We start from the raw sequence: 16,115 nt of genomic DNA, 5'->3' as shown, positions 1-16,115 counted from the left end.
GGAGGCAACCATGAAGGTCATCGCATTCAACGGCAGCGCCCGCAAGGACGGCAATACCGCCAAACTGATCAACTATGCCTGTGAAGAGCTGAACAAGGAAGGGATTGCAACCGAGCTGGTGCAGTTGGCCGGCCGACCGATCCACGGCTGCATCGCCTGCTACAAGTGCTTTGCCAGCAAGGATCGTCGCTGTGCGGTGACCGACGACGTGGCCAACGAATGTATCGAAAAGATGGATGGGGCCGACGGGATCATCATCGGCTCGCCCACCTACTTCGCTGCCATCAGCCCCGAGGCCAAGGCCTTGATCGACCGCTCCGGCATGGTGGGCCGGGCCAACGGCGACATGTACAAGCGCAAAGTGGGAGCCGGGGTGGTGGCGGTGCGCCGGGCCGGCGCGATCCATGTCTTTGACACCATCAACCACTTCTTCACCATCGGCCAGATGATCATTGTCGGTTCCAGCTACTGGAATGTGGGGGTGGGACGCAACATCGGCGATGTGGACAGCGATGAGGAAGGGGTCAAGACCATGCGCGATCTGGGGATCAACATGGCCTGGCTGTTGAAGAAACTGCAGGGCTGATCAATCGCTTGCGCATGACGCCCCTCCCTGAGGGGCGTTTTTCCCAACGCAGGCGTGGTAGAAGCGGTAGCCGTTTTTACCGGTGTGCTTGACCGCATACATGGCGTCGTCAGCGGTTGCCAGTAGGCCGTCGCCGTCCTGGGCATCCTCGGGAAAGACGCTGATACCGATACTGGAACCGATCTGATCCTGCACGCCGCTGGGCAGGGTAATCGGCCGACGCAGGGTCTGCAGGATTTTTTCCGCCACCTGGCCGGCATCTTCGTAGTTGGTCAGGGTGGAGAGGATCACCGTAAACTCGTCGCCCCCCATCCGCCCGGCGATATCCGAACTGCGGATACAGGCTGAAAGGCGGGCGGCCACCGTCTTCAAGACCCGATCACCCGCCTCGTGGCCGTAGCTGTCGTTGATCCGCTTAAAACCATCCAGATCCACAAACAGCAGCGCAAAACGCTGGTTGCCCCGCTTGGCCAACGACACCATCTGGGCCAATCGGTCCAGCACCATGCGACGGTTGGGCAGGCCGGTCAGCATGTCGAACTGGGCCATCTGTTGCAGCTGGTCCCGCATCTCTTTCCGTTCAGTGATGTCGTCCTTGATCGCCACAAAATGTTTGATGGCACCCTTGGCGTTCCTGATGGCCGAGATTGAGGCCGTCTCCCAGAACAGGCTGCCGTCCTTGCGTTTGTTGTGAAACTCGCCGCGCCACTCGTCGCCCCGCAGCAAGGTATCCCACAGGTCTTTGTAGAGCTCCCGCGGCTGATCGCCGGCCTTGAGGATGCGCGGGTTCTGGCCCAGGGCCTCCTCGGCGCTGTAGCCGGTCAGCCGGCAAAAGGCCGGGTTGACGTACTCGATGCTGCCCCTGGCATCGGTGATCACGATTGAGGCCGGGCTGTGCTCCACCGCTGCCGACAACATACGGAACTGTTCTTCACGCTCACGGAGTTCGGTGATATCCCGCAGGGCCGATGCCCGGAAGAGCTTGTCACCAGAGCGGAAGGTCCGACCACGCACCTCCAGCAGGCAGCGGCTACCATCGCGCTTGACCCCTTCTATCTCATAGGGCTGGTCGTAATCCCGGGCGATATTGTCACGCACCTGCTGGTGAAATTCGGCTGAAAACAGCGTGTAGAGCGAGCGGCCTACCAGCTCCTCGCGTGCATAGCCGGTCAGCTCCGTTGCCCGGTCGTTGCAGTCGTAGATATGTCCGTCAGCCGACAGAATGATCGCTTCAAAGGTGGCCTCAGCCAGGTTGCGGTAATGTTCCTCGTCGATCCGCTGCTTGCGGTTAGTTAAGCGGCAGATGACAAAACCTAACAGCAGCACGGCAAACGTAACGGCAAGAACCATTGGAACGCCGTACTTGGCAAGCAGTGCAGTGTGATGGGTGGTGGCAGAAATGGTCATGCTAATCAGCTTACCACAGTTTCCGACGCAAGCATCTCCAGCAGTTGTTCTTCGGACAGCACGGTAACCCCCAGGCTGCGAGCCTTATCGAGCTTGCTGCCGGCCTCGCTGCCGGCCACCAGGTAATCGGTCTTTTTCGATACCGAGCCGGTCACGTTGCCTCCTTCCGCCTCAACCAGCGCCTTGGCCCCGTCACGGGTAAAGCGGGTCAGGGTGCCGGTAAAGACAAAGGTTTTACCGTTCAAGCGTCCGCCGACCTTTTTCTGCTCAACCGTGGGGGTTACTCCGGCCGCCAGCAGACGGCGCAGCACACCCTGGTTGACCGGATTGTCGAAGAAAGAACGGATGCTGGCAGCCACTGTGGGCCCCACGTCGCGGATACTGGTCAACTCCTCACAGGTGGCCTGCTCCAGGTGTTCGATGCTGCCGAAGCGCTCCGCCAGCAGACGGGCGGTGCGAACGCCCACATGACGGATACCCAGAGCAAAGATAACGCGTGCCAATTCCTGCTGCTTGCTGGCCTCGATGGCACTGAGCAAGTTGGCAGCCAGCTTGTCCCCCATCCGCTCGAAGCGCATAAAATCTGCTGTTGTCAGGTGATACAGGTCGGCCACATCCTTGACCAACCCCAGGTTCAAGAGTTGTTCAATATACTTGTCGCCCAGTCCGTCAATATCCATAGCATCGCGGGAGGCAAAGTGGATGATCGCCTCGGCCAGCTGTGGCGGGCAGGCCAAGCCCCCCAGACAGCGCAGCGCCACCTCTCCTTCCAGCCGGGCCGTGGGTGCGCCGCAGACCGGACAGTTCGCAGGAGGCAACACCTGACGTTCCAGGCCGCTACGCTGATCTGCCAGCACCTTGACCACGGCCGGGATCACATCGCCGGCCCGTTCCACCACCACCCGGTCACCGATCCGCACGTCCTTGCGCTCGATCTCATCCCAGTTGTGCAGCGTGGCACGCGAGACCGTCACCCCGGACAGCTCCACCGGCCTGAGCAGCGCCACCGGCGTGATTACCCCGGTGCGCCCCACCGATAACTCGATCGCCTCCAGCACGGTCTCGGCCTGACGGGGCGGAAACTTGCAGGCCACTGCCCAGCGGGGCGAACGGCTCTTCTCGCCCAGCTCCTGCTGCAGACGCAGCTCATCCACCTTCAGCACCGCACCGTCGATCTCGTAGGGTAGCTGGTCACGCTGGGCCAGCAGATCACGGTAGTACTGAACGGCCCCATCAATGCCGCTGACCGTCCGTTGCCGGTCGCTGATCGGCAGGCCCCAGCCTGCCAGCTGCGCCATCAAACCGCTTTGGGTCGTTGCCGCTACGGCACCCTCCACCAGGCCAACACCGTAACAGACCATCGCCAACGGACGACGGGCCGCCACCTTGGGGTCAAGCTGACGAATGGAACCAGCGGCGGCGTTGCGCGGGTTGGCGAAGGCCGACTCCCCCGCTTCCTCCCGCTGGGCATTCAGACTCTGGAAGGCGATCAGCGGCAGGTAGACCTCGCCCCGCACCTCTAGCAGCTGCGGCACACCGGCGCCACTCAGGCGCAGCGGCACGTTACGGATGGTGCGGATGTTGGCGGTCACCTCTTCCCCCACCTCGCCATCGCCACGGGTGGAGGCCTGTAGCAGCAGGCCGTCGCGATAGACCAACTCCACCGCCAGGCCATCCATCTTCGGCTCACAGAGATAGGCAATCGCCTGCTGCTCCGACGCCCCCAGGAAACTGCGGGTGCGCTGTTCAAAATCAAGGATCGACGCCTCATCCAGGGCGTTTTCCAGCGAGAGCATCGGCAGACTGTGACGCACCTGGACAAAGCGCTCCAACGGTTGTCCCCCGACCCGCTGGGTGGGCGAGTCCGGGCTCAGCAGGTCGGGCCGCTGCTGTTCCAGCTGCTGCAGCTCACGGAACAGGGCATCGTAGTCGGCGTCACTGATCTCAGGTTGGTCCTGCTCGTAGTAACAACGGTTGTGGTGTTCGATCTGCGCCTTCAGCTCGGCAACCCGGACAGCGTCCGCGTCGGCTGCTGGCGATATGGTGAAAAGTAGCGGCTGATCCATGGAAAACTCCGGGGCAAGGTGAGGCGACTATAGCAAAAAAATCTGCTTCTTCCCCCTTGATTTTTAGAAGCCCGCCGATTATATTCGCCGAGTGTTAGCACTCACTACACCCGAGTGCTAGCAAACCAACCCAGAGAAACCACACCAAACCCCATAGGAAAGGAGCAACACCACATGAAACTGAGACCTCTGCATGACCGTCTGATCGTTAAGCGTCTTGACGGCGAAGAGAAGACCGCCGGCGGCCTGTTCATTCCCGACACCGCCAAGGAGAAGCCCCAGAAGGGCAAGGTTATCGCTGCCGGTAACGGCAAGAAGACCGACGAGGGCAAGACCGTTGCCATGGACGTCAAGGTGGGCGACACCGTGCTGTTCGGCAAGTATGCCGGCACCGAGATCAAGGTGGACGGCGACGAGCTGCTGATGATGCGTGAGGACGATATCCTCGCCGTCGTGGAGTAGGCACTTCGCGTTTCAACGCAAAGACGCAGAGACGCAAAGAAAAGATTTTCAAACAGCAAAACCGCTTTTCACTCTGCGCCTTCGCGCCTTGCTTGCAAACTTTGCGTTAACAAATAGCAACTTACCATTACGGAGGAATAGAGCATGTCCGCAAAAGAGATCCGCTTTAACGAGGAAGGCCGCAACGCCATCCTCAAAGGTGTCAACGCACTGGCCGACGCCGTCAAGGTAACCCTGGGCCCCAAAGGCCGCAACGTGATCATCGAGAAGTCCTTCGGCTCCCCCCTGATCACCAAGGACGGCGTGTCCGTGGCCAAAGAGATCGAGCTGGAGAACAAGTTCGAGAACATGGGCGCACAACTGGTGAAGGAAGTTGCCAGCAAGACCTCCGACGTGGCCGGTGACGGCACCACCACCGCCACCGTGCTGGCCCAGGCCATCTACCGTCAGGGCGCCAAGCTGGTGGCCGCCGGTCACAACCCGATGGAGCTGAAGCGCGGCATCGACAAGGCCGTGGAAGTGATCGTGGGCGAGCTGCAGCAGATCTCCAAGCCGATCAAGGACCACAAGGAGATCGCCCAGGTCGGCACCATCTCCGCCAACAACGACAAGACCATCGGCGACATCATCGCCGAGGCCATGGAGAAGGTCGGCAAGGAAGGCGTGATCACCGTCGAGGAAGCCAAGGCGATGGAGACCTCGCTCGAGACCGTGGAAGGTATGCAGTTCGACCGCGGCTACCTCTCCCCCTACTTCGTCTCCGATCCGGAGCGGATGGAGGCCTCCCTGGAGAACGCCATCATCCTGATCTACGACAAGAAGATCTCCAACATGAAGGACATGCTGCCGGTGCTGGAGCAGACCGCCAAGTCCGGCCGTCCGCTGCTGATCATCGCCGAGGACATCGAGGGCGAGGCCCTGGCCACCCTGGTGGTCAACAAGCTGCGCGGCGTGCTGAACGTCTGCGCCGTCAAGGCCCCCGGCTTCGGCGACCGTCGCAAGGCGATGCTGGAAGATATCGCCATCCTGACCGGCGGCAAGGTGATCTCCGAAGAGATGGGCTTCAAACTGGAGAACACCACCATGGATATGCTGGGCCGCGCCAAGCGTATCGTGGTTGACAAGGACAACACCACCATCATCGACGGCGATGGCGCCGACGCCGATATTCAGGGCCGCGTCAAGCAGATCCGCGCCCAGATCGACGAGACCTCCTCCGACTACGACCGCGAGAAGCTGCAGGAGCGCCTGGCCAAGCTGGTGGGCGGCGTGGCCGTGATCAAGGTCGGTGCAGCCACCGAGACCGAGATGAAGGAGAAGAAGGCCCGCGTGGAAGACGCACTGCACGCAACCCGCGCAGCGGTTGACGAGGGCATCGTCCCCGGCGGCGGCGTGGCCTACATCCGCTCGCTGAAGGCCCTGGACAAACTGAAGCTGGACGCCGAGCAGCAGTTCGGCGTGACCATCATCAAGAGCGCCCTGGAGGCCCCGATCCGTCAGATCGCCGACAACGCCGGCATCGACGCCTCGATCGTGGTGGACAAGGTCCGTCGCGGCAAGGATGCCTACGGCTATAACGCTGCCGACGACACCTACGTCGACATGCTGCAGGCCGGTATCATCGACCCGACCAAGGTCTCCCGCTGCGCCCTGCAGAACGCCTCCTCCGTGGCCGGCCTGATGCTGACCACCGAGTGCATGATCGCCGAGAAGCCCAAGAAGGACACCCCAATGCCGGCTATGCCCGGCGGCATGGGCGGTATGGGCGGCATGGATTACTAAGCCGTCTGTCGCTGCAGCAGCACTGAAATGCGGGTGGGGGATCGTTCCTCCACCCGCCTTTTTTACTGGCGCAAATCACCGTAACTCCTTATTTAATCTGGACAGTCAACAAAAAGTAGGGTACTTACACAGGTTGTTAGTCACCATTAACGATCTGGGGTTTCAATGGCGCGTATAACGGCGGTAAGCTTCGATGCGGATGAGATTCGGGTCGTCACGGGACGACGCACTCGCAGCGGATTCATCGTCGAACGTTCGCTCCAGCTGACCAGCGACCAACTGGACGCCTTTCTGCAGCATGATCGTGCCCAGGAATATCTGGTGGCGGTTAACCCAGAAAACGCCCAGTTTGAGACCATCACCATCCCCCCGGTTGAGACCAAGCTTGAAGCGACTCTGATCAAGACCGAGGCGGCCCGCCTGCACCCCGAGCTGCTGCCGTTCTCCTGCTCCTGGCGCGTGATCGGCGACCTGCCCCAAGAGGGCCGCACCGTACGCAAGGTGGCCTGCTGCCTGGTTCCCCACCAGAGCATTGAACCGGTACTGAAAACCTTTACCCGCCACGGCAAACCCATCAGTCGGCTGGTTGCTGCACCAGTGGCCCTGGCGGCTCTGGTCCGGTCAGTTGCCAACCTTGCTGAACCACTGCTCTGCGCCCACGATGCCGGCACCAGCAAACTGCTCTTCCTGCTGGAGGACGGCGCCGTCACCTTCAGCCGCACCATCTCTTCGCAGGAGCCCGGCTGGGACCTGTTTGACCGCCAGAACGTTGCCATGACTGCGGACTACTGTTTCCAGTCGCTGCGGGTACGGCCGTCACGGGTGCTGGTGCTGAATCCGGCAAGCGAGCTGGATCAGGATGGCCCGCCACCGCGCCTTGAAGCCCTGCAGCTGCCCGAGTCGCTGCAAAGCGGCCTTGCGCCCGAGATCATGCAGCAGTACCAGGTGCCGTTCATGCTGGCCGCATGGCCGCTGCCCGCCACCACCAACCTGTTGCCGGACAGCTACCGCTCGGCCCGGCTGCAGCAGACCGTGCTGCAACGCAGCGGTCAGCTGTTTGCAGCGGCCAGCATTGTTCTGGCGCTGCTGATTATACAGCAACTGTTTGTGCTGCGGACCGTTACGGCCGCCATCAACGAGCTGCAGCGTCAACAGACCGGCCTGAGCGAGGTTTTCCAGGCCCACCGTAGCGCCGTTAGCGAACGGGATCAGGCGTTACCGGTACTCAGTGTGATCAGCGGCCTGCAGGCTGCTCCCGACATCCCCGGCACCATGGTGGCCATCGACAGCCTGCGCGTACCGCAAACCAGCATCAACACACTGGTTGCACGGCGCGATCAGGAGTCGCTCAGCCTGCAGCTGAGCGGCACAGTGACGGCCACCAGCTTTGCCGCCACCCAGGAACGGTTCGAGGCCCTGCAGAGCGCCCTGCAGCAGATTAAAGGGATCACGCCGGGCCCCTATCAGCTCGATCTCAAGACGCAAGCATTCACCATCGAGGTCATCCGCAAGCCATGATTGCGACCCTGCACAAACGCAACCGCCAACTGGCGTTGAGGCTGGCCCTGGCCCTGCTGGCCTTTGTCGTACTGGGCGTGACCCTGGCGCTGCTGCTGCGCACCAATCAGTCGCGCCAGGCCTTGCGTGACCAGCATGCCCGCATTCTGGCCAACCTGCCGCTCATGCAGACCGAAACCGCCACGATTCAGCAACAGATGGCCGACTTCCGCCGGACATTGCCCGCCGGTCTTGGCAGCCGTTCGCCCGAGCTGACCCTCTACGCCCGGCTGGACGAGATCAAGCGTACGCTGCAACCGCTTGAGATGACCGTCACCGCCCCCGAGTCCAAAGATGGCGTGTTGTCGATCGGCTTCAACCTGAAACTGCCGCTGGCACGCTACAATGCGCTGGTTAACGGCATGGGACAACTGCAGACAACCCTGATTCCTTTTGTTGACTTCAAGGAGCTCTCCCTTGATGCCAAGACCGCTGAAGGCGCCATCACGGTAGTTGGCAACGTCGTCCTGCCGACCATGGCCGGAGGAACACCATGACCCTGCAGCAACACCAGATCACCATTCTGGCCGTCATCGCCTGCCTGGTTGCCCTGCTGATCCCGGCACTGGTCTACCAGCAGCTGCAGTTTGCACCGAAGCTCAAAGCTACTGAACGGGCCGTAGCCGAATTCAAGCCGACTGCGCTGCAGGTTCCCAGCAGCGCCTGGCAACCGGTGTCACTGCGCCTGCCGGTAACACCGCAACAGCCTCAGGCAGTACCCGCCATGGCCGGTGCTGCCGCTACGCCGGCGCTCGCCATACCGTCCGCGCCGCCGCTGCAGGCCCCCACGGTCTCGTTCATCCTGAGCGATGGCGGCAAGGATATGGCCATCATTAACGGCGCCGTCCTTAAGGTAGGCGATCGCTATCAGGACTGGCAGGTGACGCGGATCGAACGTACCCGGGTATTACTTACAGGAAGAAAGGGACCGTTATGGCTAACCCTGCAGTAATCATAGGACGCAGCATCACCACCGCACTTCTGCTGATTTTTTTGGGGCTGGGCCTGTTGGCCGGTTGTGCCAATCAGCCGCCGGTTGCCCCACGGGCCGCATCGGGACAAACCCTGATTCCACCGGTTCGCTCACAGGAACCGTTCATTACCGGCAACATCAAGGAGCTGGAAAAGCAGGCGCCGCCGCCGGCCACCCTGGAGACCCCCGATTACCAGCCGGTCAGCGACGATGTAACGCCGGCCCGCACCCGGCTGGTCAACATCCAGGCCCGCAATACCGCACTGGGTGACATCCTGCACGTAATCGCCGATGCGGCCGGCCTAAACCTGATCATCGGCGACGGCGTCCAGCAGGACCGCCTGATCACCATCACCCTCAAGCGGGTCACCGCCGACGATGCCCTGTCCACTATCCTCAATTCGGCCGATTACTTCTACACCGTCAAGGACAACATCCTCTCGGTGGAGGCCACTGGCAGCAAGGTCTTTGAACTGGGCCATCCGGCGCTGGTGCAGGGCTACAACGTTGATGTGGGCGGCGATATCCTGGGCAGCGCCGCCGAACTGAGCGCCAGCGGCTCAGGTTCCGGCAGTTCCAGCAGTTCCGGCAGCTCAAGCTCCAGCGGCTCTTCCAACATCAAGGGCACCATCAACCAGACCATCAAACATGACGCCAAGGCCTTCGATTTCTGGGAATCCTTGGAAAAAAATCTTCAGATGATGCTAGGCAAGCAATTTGAAACCAGCACCTATCAAGCCGAAGCCTCTCGCCAAATGCGAGATCAAAATGATGTTGCGGCAAACACAGCCCAAGCTGAAGAGAAAAGGATTTGGGAACGTTCATTCGCTGGAGATCCTAAACAGCGGGTCGTAGTCAACCGGCTGACCGGCACCATCATGGTCACGACCACCCGCCGCAACCTGGCAGCCATCGAGCAGTACCTTGATCTGGTCAAGGCCGCCCTTGGCCGCCAGGTGCTGGTGGAGGCACGGGTGGTGGAGGTGCAACTGAACGAGGGACTACAGTTCGGTATCGACTGGGATTTTCTTGATTCGATCCGTTGGTTCAACACCAGCGGCACGATAGCCGGCGGCTTCGGCAACACGGTCAACTCAGCGGCCAGCGCGGTGAGCGGCGGCGCCTTCCGCCTGGGCTACAGTGGCAGTAACGTGCAGTCGCTGTTAACGGCCCTCAAGACCCAGGGTGAGGTCAAGACCCTCTCCAACCCCCGCATCCATGTCATGAACGGCCAGACCGCGCTGCTGACCGTGGGACGCAACACCAACTACGTCTCCAAGATCACCTCCACCACCACGGCCACCAGCGGCACGCCGATCACCACCTTCACGGTGGATACCAGCAACGTGTTGTCCGGCATCATGATCGGCCTGGCACCGCACATCAACAGCAAGGGCGAGATCAGCATGTCGGTCACCCCGATCATCTCCGATCTGGTGCGACTGGAAGAAAAGGCCATCGGCACCGATGTCAACAACCAGTTTGTGATCTCGATCCCCACCGTTGATCTGCGGGAGCTGTCCACCACGGTCAAGGTGCGCAACGGCGAGATGATCGTGATCGGCGGCCTGATCGCCAACAAGCAGGATCAGGTGGATGAGAAGATCCCCCTGATCGGCGAGATCCCCTGGTTTGGCACCCTCTTCTCGCGCAAGAACTATCAGGACAAACGCTCGGAACTGGTGGTGGTGCTGCAGCCCTACCTGATCGGCAGCAACTAGGAGACAACCATGGCCGCACCGATCAAGATCGGCGAACTGCTCAAGGCCAATGGCCTGCTCAGCGACAAACAGCTGCATATCGCCCTCGAACAGCAGAAGGTGACCGGCGACATCCTGGGCGACCTGCTGATCCAGCTGGGATTCGTCACCGCCAGCGAGTTCGCCCGCACCATCGCCGAGCAGTTTCACCTCGATTTCATCGACCTGCACGAGGTGCAGCCGCACAAAGAAGCACTGCAGCTGATCGCCAAGGATATGGCGGAAAAAGGTGGCTTCATCCCGCTGGCACTGGTGGAAGACAGCCGTCTGGCCATCGGCATCACCAACCCCAGCAACATTGTTGCCGTGGATATGGTCACCAAGCTGACCGGCAAGCAGCCGCGCGTCTTCCTGGTTGACAAGGACGCCTTTCAGGAGACCCTGGAAAAGGCCTACTTCTTCATCACCCACCCGATCCAGCAGCGGATGGAACAACTGATCGGCTCGCTCAAGCAGATCACCGGCACGGTGCCGGGCGCCACCATCGCCGAGCTGATCGACCTGCTGATGATGGACGGCCTCCGCAAGCGGGCCACCGATATCCATATCAGTCCGGCCCAGGACGTGACCCACGTCTTTTACCGCATCGACGGCGTGCTGCAGCACGGCCACAGCATCCAGAAACAGGTCCACAGCGGCCTTGTCTCACGGATCAAGGTGCTCTCACAGCTGGACATCGCCGAACAGCGCCTGCCCCAGGATGGCGCCTTTACCTACGAGTTCCTCTCCAAACGCTTTGACGTGAGGATATCCACCGTACCGACCATCTTCGGCGAAAACCTGGTACTGCGCCTGCTGGCCGGCAACGGCCCGCTGGTACGGCTTGAATCACTGGGCCTGCCTGAAGACACCACCCGCATGGTCAAGCGGCTGTTCCAGAAGACCTACGGCATCATCCTGATCGCCGGCCCCACCGGCAGCGGCAAGACCACCACCCTTTACGCCGCCCTGCGGGAGCTGAACCGGTTGGAACGCAACACTATCACCGTTGAAGACCCGGTGGAATACCGTCTGAGCTTTGTCAAGCAGAGCCAGGTCAACGAAAAGGCCGGTTTCGACTTTGCCATGGCCGCCCGTAACTTCATGCGTCAGGACCCGGACGTCATGCTCCTGGGCGAGATTCGCGACGAAGAGACCGCCCAGATCGCGGTGCGGGCCGCCATCACCGGCCACCTGGTGCTCTCCACCGTCCACACCAACGATGCGGTCACCGCCATCCCCCGCCTGCTGGATCTGAAGCTGGATGCTTTCCTGCTCTCGTCGGCCCTGACCGCCGTCATCGCCCAGCGTCTGGTGCGTAAGATCTGCCCCAACTGCCGTGAAGAATACGATCTTGATGAAGAAGAACAGGAACTGTTCCGCAAGTGCGGCTACGACCTGAAGCGTGCAGTGCGCGGCGGCTGCTGTGCTGAGTGCGACTGCACCGGCTTCCTGGGCCGGGTGGCCATCTGCGAGGTACTGGTGGTGGACGACGCAATACGTCAGATGATCTTCGACGGTTCATCCACCGGCTCCATCATTGAGGCGGCCCGCAAAAACGGGATGCGCTCGCTGTTGGAAGACGGCATCATGAAGGCTGCCCAAGGCCTGACCACCGTAGCTGAAGTCCTGCGGGTCGCCGGATGATCAGTTTCCGCTATCGTGCCGTGGATGCCAGCGGCAAACAGATCAGCGGTCAGATCGAGGCCGACTCGATCGAGGCAGCCAGCAGCAACCTGGCAGCCCGTGGTTGCTTCCTGCTCAGCATCACACCGGCCCGGGATCTGCTCTCAAAGCTGCGCGCGCAGCTGCTCAAACAGCGGGTACGGCGCAGCGACATCATCGAACTGGCCAGCAACCTGTCGGTGATGGTGGGGGCCGGCATCCCGATCACCATGGCCCTGGGCGACATCATCGACTCGATCACCAACACCACCCTGCAGACCACCCTGGCTGACGTCAAACAGGAGATCGAGCAGGGCTCCACCTTCTCCGACGCCATTGAACGCTACGACGACCTGTTTCCCGATATCTTCATCCGGCTGGTGCGGGTAGGCGAAGAAACCGGCCGCTTTGAAAAAAGCCTGGCCGACGTGTCCGAACACCTGCAGCGGATGGAAGACCTGGCCTCGGCCATCAAACGGGCCCTGATCTACCCCACCTTTGCCATCATCAGCACCCTGGGCGCCCTGGTTTTCTGGCTGGTCTACGTACTGCCCAAGATCATCAGCACCCTGACCGGCATGGGGGTCAAACTGCCGCTTCTGACCCGCATCCTGATGGCTGCCAGCGATTACACCCAGCGTTTCTGGTATCTGGCGCCGGTTCTGGTGGTTGGCTGGCTACTGCTACTGAAGCTGCTCAAGCGCAACGAAAGCTTCTGTTACCGCCTTGATCAGCTCAAACTGAAGCTGCCGATCTACAGCCTGATCGAATACAACCGCTTGCTGGCCCTGCTGGCGGAACAGATGCGGATCCTGATCGTGGCAGGTCTGACCATCGACCGCACCCTGGGGATCGTCTCGGCGGTGATGCGCAACCGCGTCTTTTTACGTTCCCTGGAAACCGTCCGTGAAGAGATCACCTACGGCAGCGGCATTGCCGAGGCCATGCGCAAGCACCCGGTCTTTCCGGTACTGATGGTGCGCCTGGTGGGTATTGGTGAAAGCAGCGGTTCGCTGGACAACCAGTTCAGCTTTCTGGCCGGCCATTACCTCAAACAACTGGACGACATCTCGGAAAAACTGGGCAAGATCATCGAACCGATGGTGATCGGCTTTATCGGCATCATGTTCGCCGTGATCATCATGGGTCTGCTGCTGCCGGTCTATGATCTGATCTCCGCTGTTGGAAAGGGCTAGTACGTCATGAGCACCTCCTACCTCGATTTTTACGGACTGCAGGAAGATCCGTTCCGCCTGACCCCCGATCCGGCCTACTACTACCCCTCCAGTGAGCATGCCAACGCGCTCATGTCACTGGAGTATGTGATGAACAACCGGGAAGGCTTCTGCCTGCTGACCGGCGAACCGGGCACCGGCAAGACCACCCTGCTGCGTATTTTTATCAACACCTGGCAGGAACAGGCCGAAATCGCCCTGATCATGACCCCCCGGCTGCGGCCGGAAGAATTCCTGCAGGCCATACTGGAAGACCTGGGGGTTATTTATCCGCTGTCCGGCAACAAAAACGACATGATCAAGGAGTTTCGAGATTTCCTGCTGGAGCACGCCGGCCAAGGCCGCCGGGTGGCGATTGTGGTCGATGAGGCCCAGCAACTGCCGGATGACACCCTGGAGGAGTTGCGGCTGCTCTCGAACCTGGAAACCGAAAAGGAAAAGCTGCTGCAGATCATCCTGGTGGGACAACCGGAACTGGTCGACAAACTCTCAAGCGCCCCGTTCAGGCAACTGAACCAACGCATCTCAGTGCGCGCCTCGCTCTCGCACCTGTCGAGCCAGGCCACAGCCGACTATCTGGCCACCCGCCTGCATCGTGCCGGGGCACGGGCCGCCACCCTGTTCGACCCGACTGCCAGCCAGGAGATTTACCGTTCTTCCAACGGCGTACCGCGCCTGATCAACCTGATCGCCTCGCGCAGCCTGATGGTTGGTTTTTTGGAGGGCAAACCGGTGGTACAGCAACGACAGGCCGCACTTGCCGCCAAAGAGGTGGTGCAGCAGGAGCGGCAGGCGGAAAAACGCAACCCAACAAGAACGGCACAACTCTGGTGGCTGGCCGCTGCTGGCGTGGTGGCCCTACTGGTGGTACTACTGGTGATGTTCTGGCGGGGGTAACGGGGGATTAACGCAAAGAGTGTAAGGCAAGACGCAAAGGCGCAAAGAAAACCAATGAACGAAAACGAGATCAGCCACGCCATTATTGAAAGCGCCATCGAGGCACACAAAACTCTTGGCGGCCCCGGACTGCTCGAATCAGTCTATGAAGAAGCACTGGTGTGGGAGTTGGAACACAGAGGATTCAAGCTGGAGAGGCAACTGACCGTTCCGATCAGCTACAAGGGCAACAAGCTTTCTTCAATTTTACGGCTTGATCTACTGGTAAATGATGCCGTCATAGTAGAAATAAAGTCGGTAGCAGCCTTTAATCCCATCTTTGAAGCACAACTGCTCACCTATTTACGCTTGCTAAACAAGCGGCTCGGGCTGGTACTAAACTTTGGTTGTCATACGCTGAAAGAGGGTATTTACCGGGTAGTCAACAGACTTTAAGGGTTTCTTTGCGCCTTTGCGCCTTGCTTTCCAACTTTGCGTTAAACCGCTTTTATTGATCTAACATCTTGATCCGCTCCCTGGCCAGATCCTTTGGCCGCTGCCCGCTATCAGGCAGGGCGGTCAACTCACGATACACTTTTAGCGCCTCTCGCTTGTTACCCTGTTGCTCATAGAGACGCCCTTGCCCCAGATAGCCCTGGGCATCGCCCCCTTCAGCCAGGCGACGGTAGGTCTTGAGTGCATCATCCAGCGTGCCGGCCCGCTCCTGCGACAATGCCAGGTTGTACAACGCGCTGCGGTTGGACGGATCGAGCGTAACCGCCTTGGTGAACATGCCGCGGCTGGCCGCAGCATGTCCCAGGTTACCATGGGCGATGCCGGCGTTGATGATGGCCGAGACATAATCGGGCTTGGTTGACAAGGCACGGTTGGCAACCTGCAACGCCTCAGCATCCATCCCCAGGCGCAGCATGGTGCTGGCCACGTTGTTCATGATCCGGTAGTTGTCCGGATCGGCCTCCAGGGCCTTCTGGTACTGGTTCAGCGCGGTCAGGTAATCCCGCCGGGCCTCGGCATTGCGGGCCGCAAACAGGTGGGCATCGACAATGCTGCGATCCCTAGGCGCTGCCGTGCGTTCCGGCGGGCTAGCAGGCTGCTCGGCCGGGGCGCTGCGTTTCATGGCCTGCGCCACCCGGACCGGCCTGGCTGCCGATCGAGCCGGCTTTTGAACGGTCTGAACAGCCGCTGGAGCCGATGTGGCCACTACCTGCGACTGCGTTGCCGATGAGAGCGGCGGCTGCACCGCCACCAGCGGCTCGGCTTGGGGCAGCGGCTGGGGCCGCACCACCGGACGCACCGGAGCGGGTCGGGTGTTCAGATAGATGCCCAGCAGCGCACCCACCGCAATGGCTGCCACCGCAATGCCGCCGATCAGATAGTACCTGCGACGATCACCGCCTGTGTTTGAACTGCTGACCGCCTGCAGCACCCCGGGCGGTATCTCGGCCTTGGCTTGGTTTGGTTCGGTTTTTTTCAGCAGATTGGCAAGGATACTCATGCAGCTCCCGGTGTACGAAGCATTTGATCTTACAGGGAAGTAGCAGCCCAACCGCCACCTGTCAACTAAAATCAGGCCCGATTGACCGGCAGTACCCTTTCACAAGCCGATGCCTGCTCCCCATGCAAGCACCGAAAAACATACTTTTTTCTTGATTTTTTTCATCAGCTAACCGATCTTGACAAATACGTATTTTGATTTAGCATTACCACCTTGTCACATCAGCCTTATCGTACATGCATTCCATACAA

At 60.5% G+C, this 16,115-nt stretch carries 14 protein-coding genes; 11 read left to right on the top strand and 3 right to left on the bottom strand.

What is annotated here, in order from left to right; translation table 11 throughout:
• Positions 1-10 precede the first annotated feature (10 nt).
• Positions 11-586 (top strand): flavodoxin family protein, encoded by a 576-nt coding sequence (locus RBQ93_RS11355; protein WP_320372235.1) that lies wholly within the window; start codon positions 11-13, stop codon positions 584-586.
• Here RBQ93_RS11355 and RBQ93_RS11350 read toward each other — a convergent pair whose 3' ends face one another.
• Together RBQ93_RS11350 and ligA are read right to left on the bottom strand one after the other, a co-directional pair.
• Positions 587-1,993, bottom strand: coding sequence for a PAS domain S-box protein (locus RBQ93_RS11350; RefSeq protein WP_320372234.1), 1,407 nt, complete (start codon positions 1,991-1,993; stop codon positions 587-589).
• Positions 1,994-1,998: 5 nt separating this feature from the next.
• A complete protein-coding gene (gene ligA, locus RBQ93_RS11345; RefSeq protein ID WP_320372233.1) occupies positions 1,999-4,059 on the bottom strand; it encodes an NAD-dependent DNA ligase LigA in 2,061 nt (686 codons plus the stop codon).
• A 174-nt stretch (positions 4,060-4,233) separates the two neighbouring features.
• Between ligA and groES the strand changes: the two genes are divergently transcribed.
• The 10 genes from groES to RBQ93_RS11295 all read left to right on the top strand — a co-directional run bounded on the left by groES (position 4,234) and on the right by RBQ93_RS11295 (position 14,804).
• Positions 4,234-4,521, top strand: coding sequence for a co-chaperone GroES (gene groES, locus RBQ93_RS11340; protein ID WP_320372232.1), 288 nt, complete (start codon positions 4,234-4,236; stop codon positions 4,519-4,521).
• Between the two features lie 144 nt (positions 4,522-4,665).
• Positions 4,666-6,303: a chaperonin GroEL gene (gene groL / locus RBQ93_RS11335; protein ID WP_320372231.1), complete on the top strand. Its 1,638-nt coding sequence runs from the start codon at positions 4,666-4,668 to the stop codon at positions 6,301-6,303.
• A 165-nt stretch (positions 6,304-6,468) separates the two neighbouring features.
• A complete protein-coding gene (locus RBQ93_RS11330; RefSeq protein ID WP_320372230.1) occupies positions 6,469-7,821 on the top strand; it encodes a hypothetical protein in 1,353 nt (450 codons plus the stop codon).
• A complete protein-coding gene (locus RBQ93_RS11325) occupies positions 7,818-8,357 on the top strand; it encodes a hypothetical protein (protein ID WP_320372229.1) in 540 nt (179 codons plus the stop codon). The genes RBQ93_RS11330 and RBQ93_RS11325 overlap by 4 nt, the downstream gene beginning before the upstream one ends.
• Entirely contained in the window at positions 8,354-8,812 is a 459-nt protein-coding gene (locus RBQ93_RS11320) for a hypothetical protein (RefSeq protein ID WP_320372228.1), read from the top strand. Before RBQ93_RS11325 ends, RBQ93_RS11320 begins: the two co-directional genes overlap by 4 nt.
• Positions 8,794-10,554 (top strand): type II secretion system protein GspD, encoded by a 1,761-nt coding sequence (locus tag RBQ93_RS11315; protein WP_320372227.1) that lies wholly within the window; start codon positions 8,794-8,796, stop codon positions 10,552-10,554. The genes RBQ93_RS11320 and RBQ93_RS11315 overlap by 19 nt, the downstream gene beginning before the upstream one ends.
• 9 nt (positions 10,555-10,563) lie before the next feature.
• Positions 10,564-12,219, top strand: coding sequence for a GspE/PulE family protein (locus tag RBQ93_RS11310; RefSeq protein WP_320372226.1), 1,656 nt, complete (start codon positions 10,564-10,566; stop codon positions 12,217-12,219).
• A complete protein-coding gene (locus RBQ93_RS11305) occupies positions 12,216-13,433 on the top strand; it encodes a type II secretion system F family protein (RefSeq protein ID WP_320372225.1) in 1,218 nt (405 codons plus the stop codon). The genes RBQ93_RS11310 and RBQ93_RS11305 overlap by 4 nt, the downstream gene beginning before the upstream one ends.
• 6 nt (positions 13,434-13,439) lie before the next feature.
• Entirely contained in the window at positions 13,440-14,369 is a 930-nt protein-coding gene (locus tag RBQ93_RS11300) for an ExeA family protein (protein ID WP_320372224.1), read from the top strand.
• Between the two features lie 54 nt (positions 14,370-14,423).
• Positions 14,424-14,804, top strand: a complete 381-nt coding sequence (locus RBQ93_RS11295; RefSeq protein ID WP_320372223.1) for a GxxExxY protein — start codon at positions 14,424-14,426, stop codon at positions 14,802-14,804.
• Positions 14,805-14,856: 52 nt separating this feature from the next.
• Here the strand turns inward: RBQ93_RS11295 and RBQ93_RS11290 are convergent, their stop codons facing one another.
• The gene (locus tag RBQ93_RS11290) at positions 14,857-15,864 is read right to left on the bottom strand and encodes a tetratricopeptide repeat protein (protein WP_320372222.1); all 1,008 of its coding nucleotides are present in this window, start codon (positions 15,862-15,864) and stop codon (positions 14,857-14,859) included.
• Positions 15,865-16,115 lie beyond the last annotated feature (251 nt).

It is taken from the genome of Trichlorobacter sp. (assembly GCF_034008105.1).
In the GTDB taxonomy this organism is placed as follows: domain Bacteria; phylum Desulfobacterota; class Desulfuromonadia; order Geobacterales; family Pseudopelobacteraceae; genus Trichlorobacter.
This window is presented reverse-complemented; position numbering and strand designations above follow the sequence as displayed.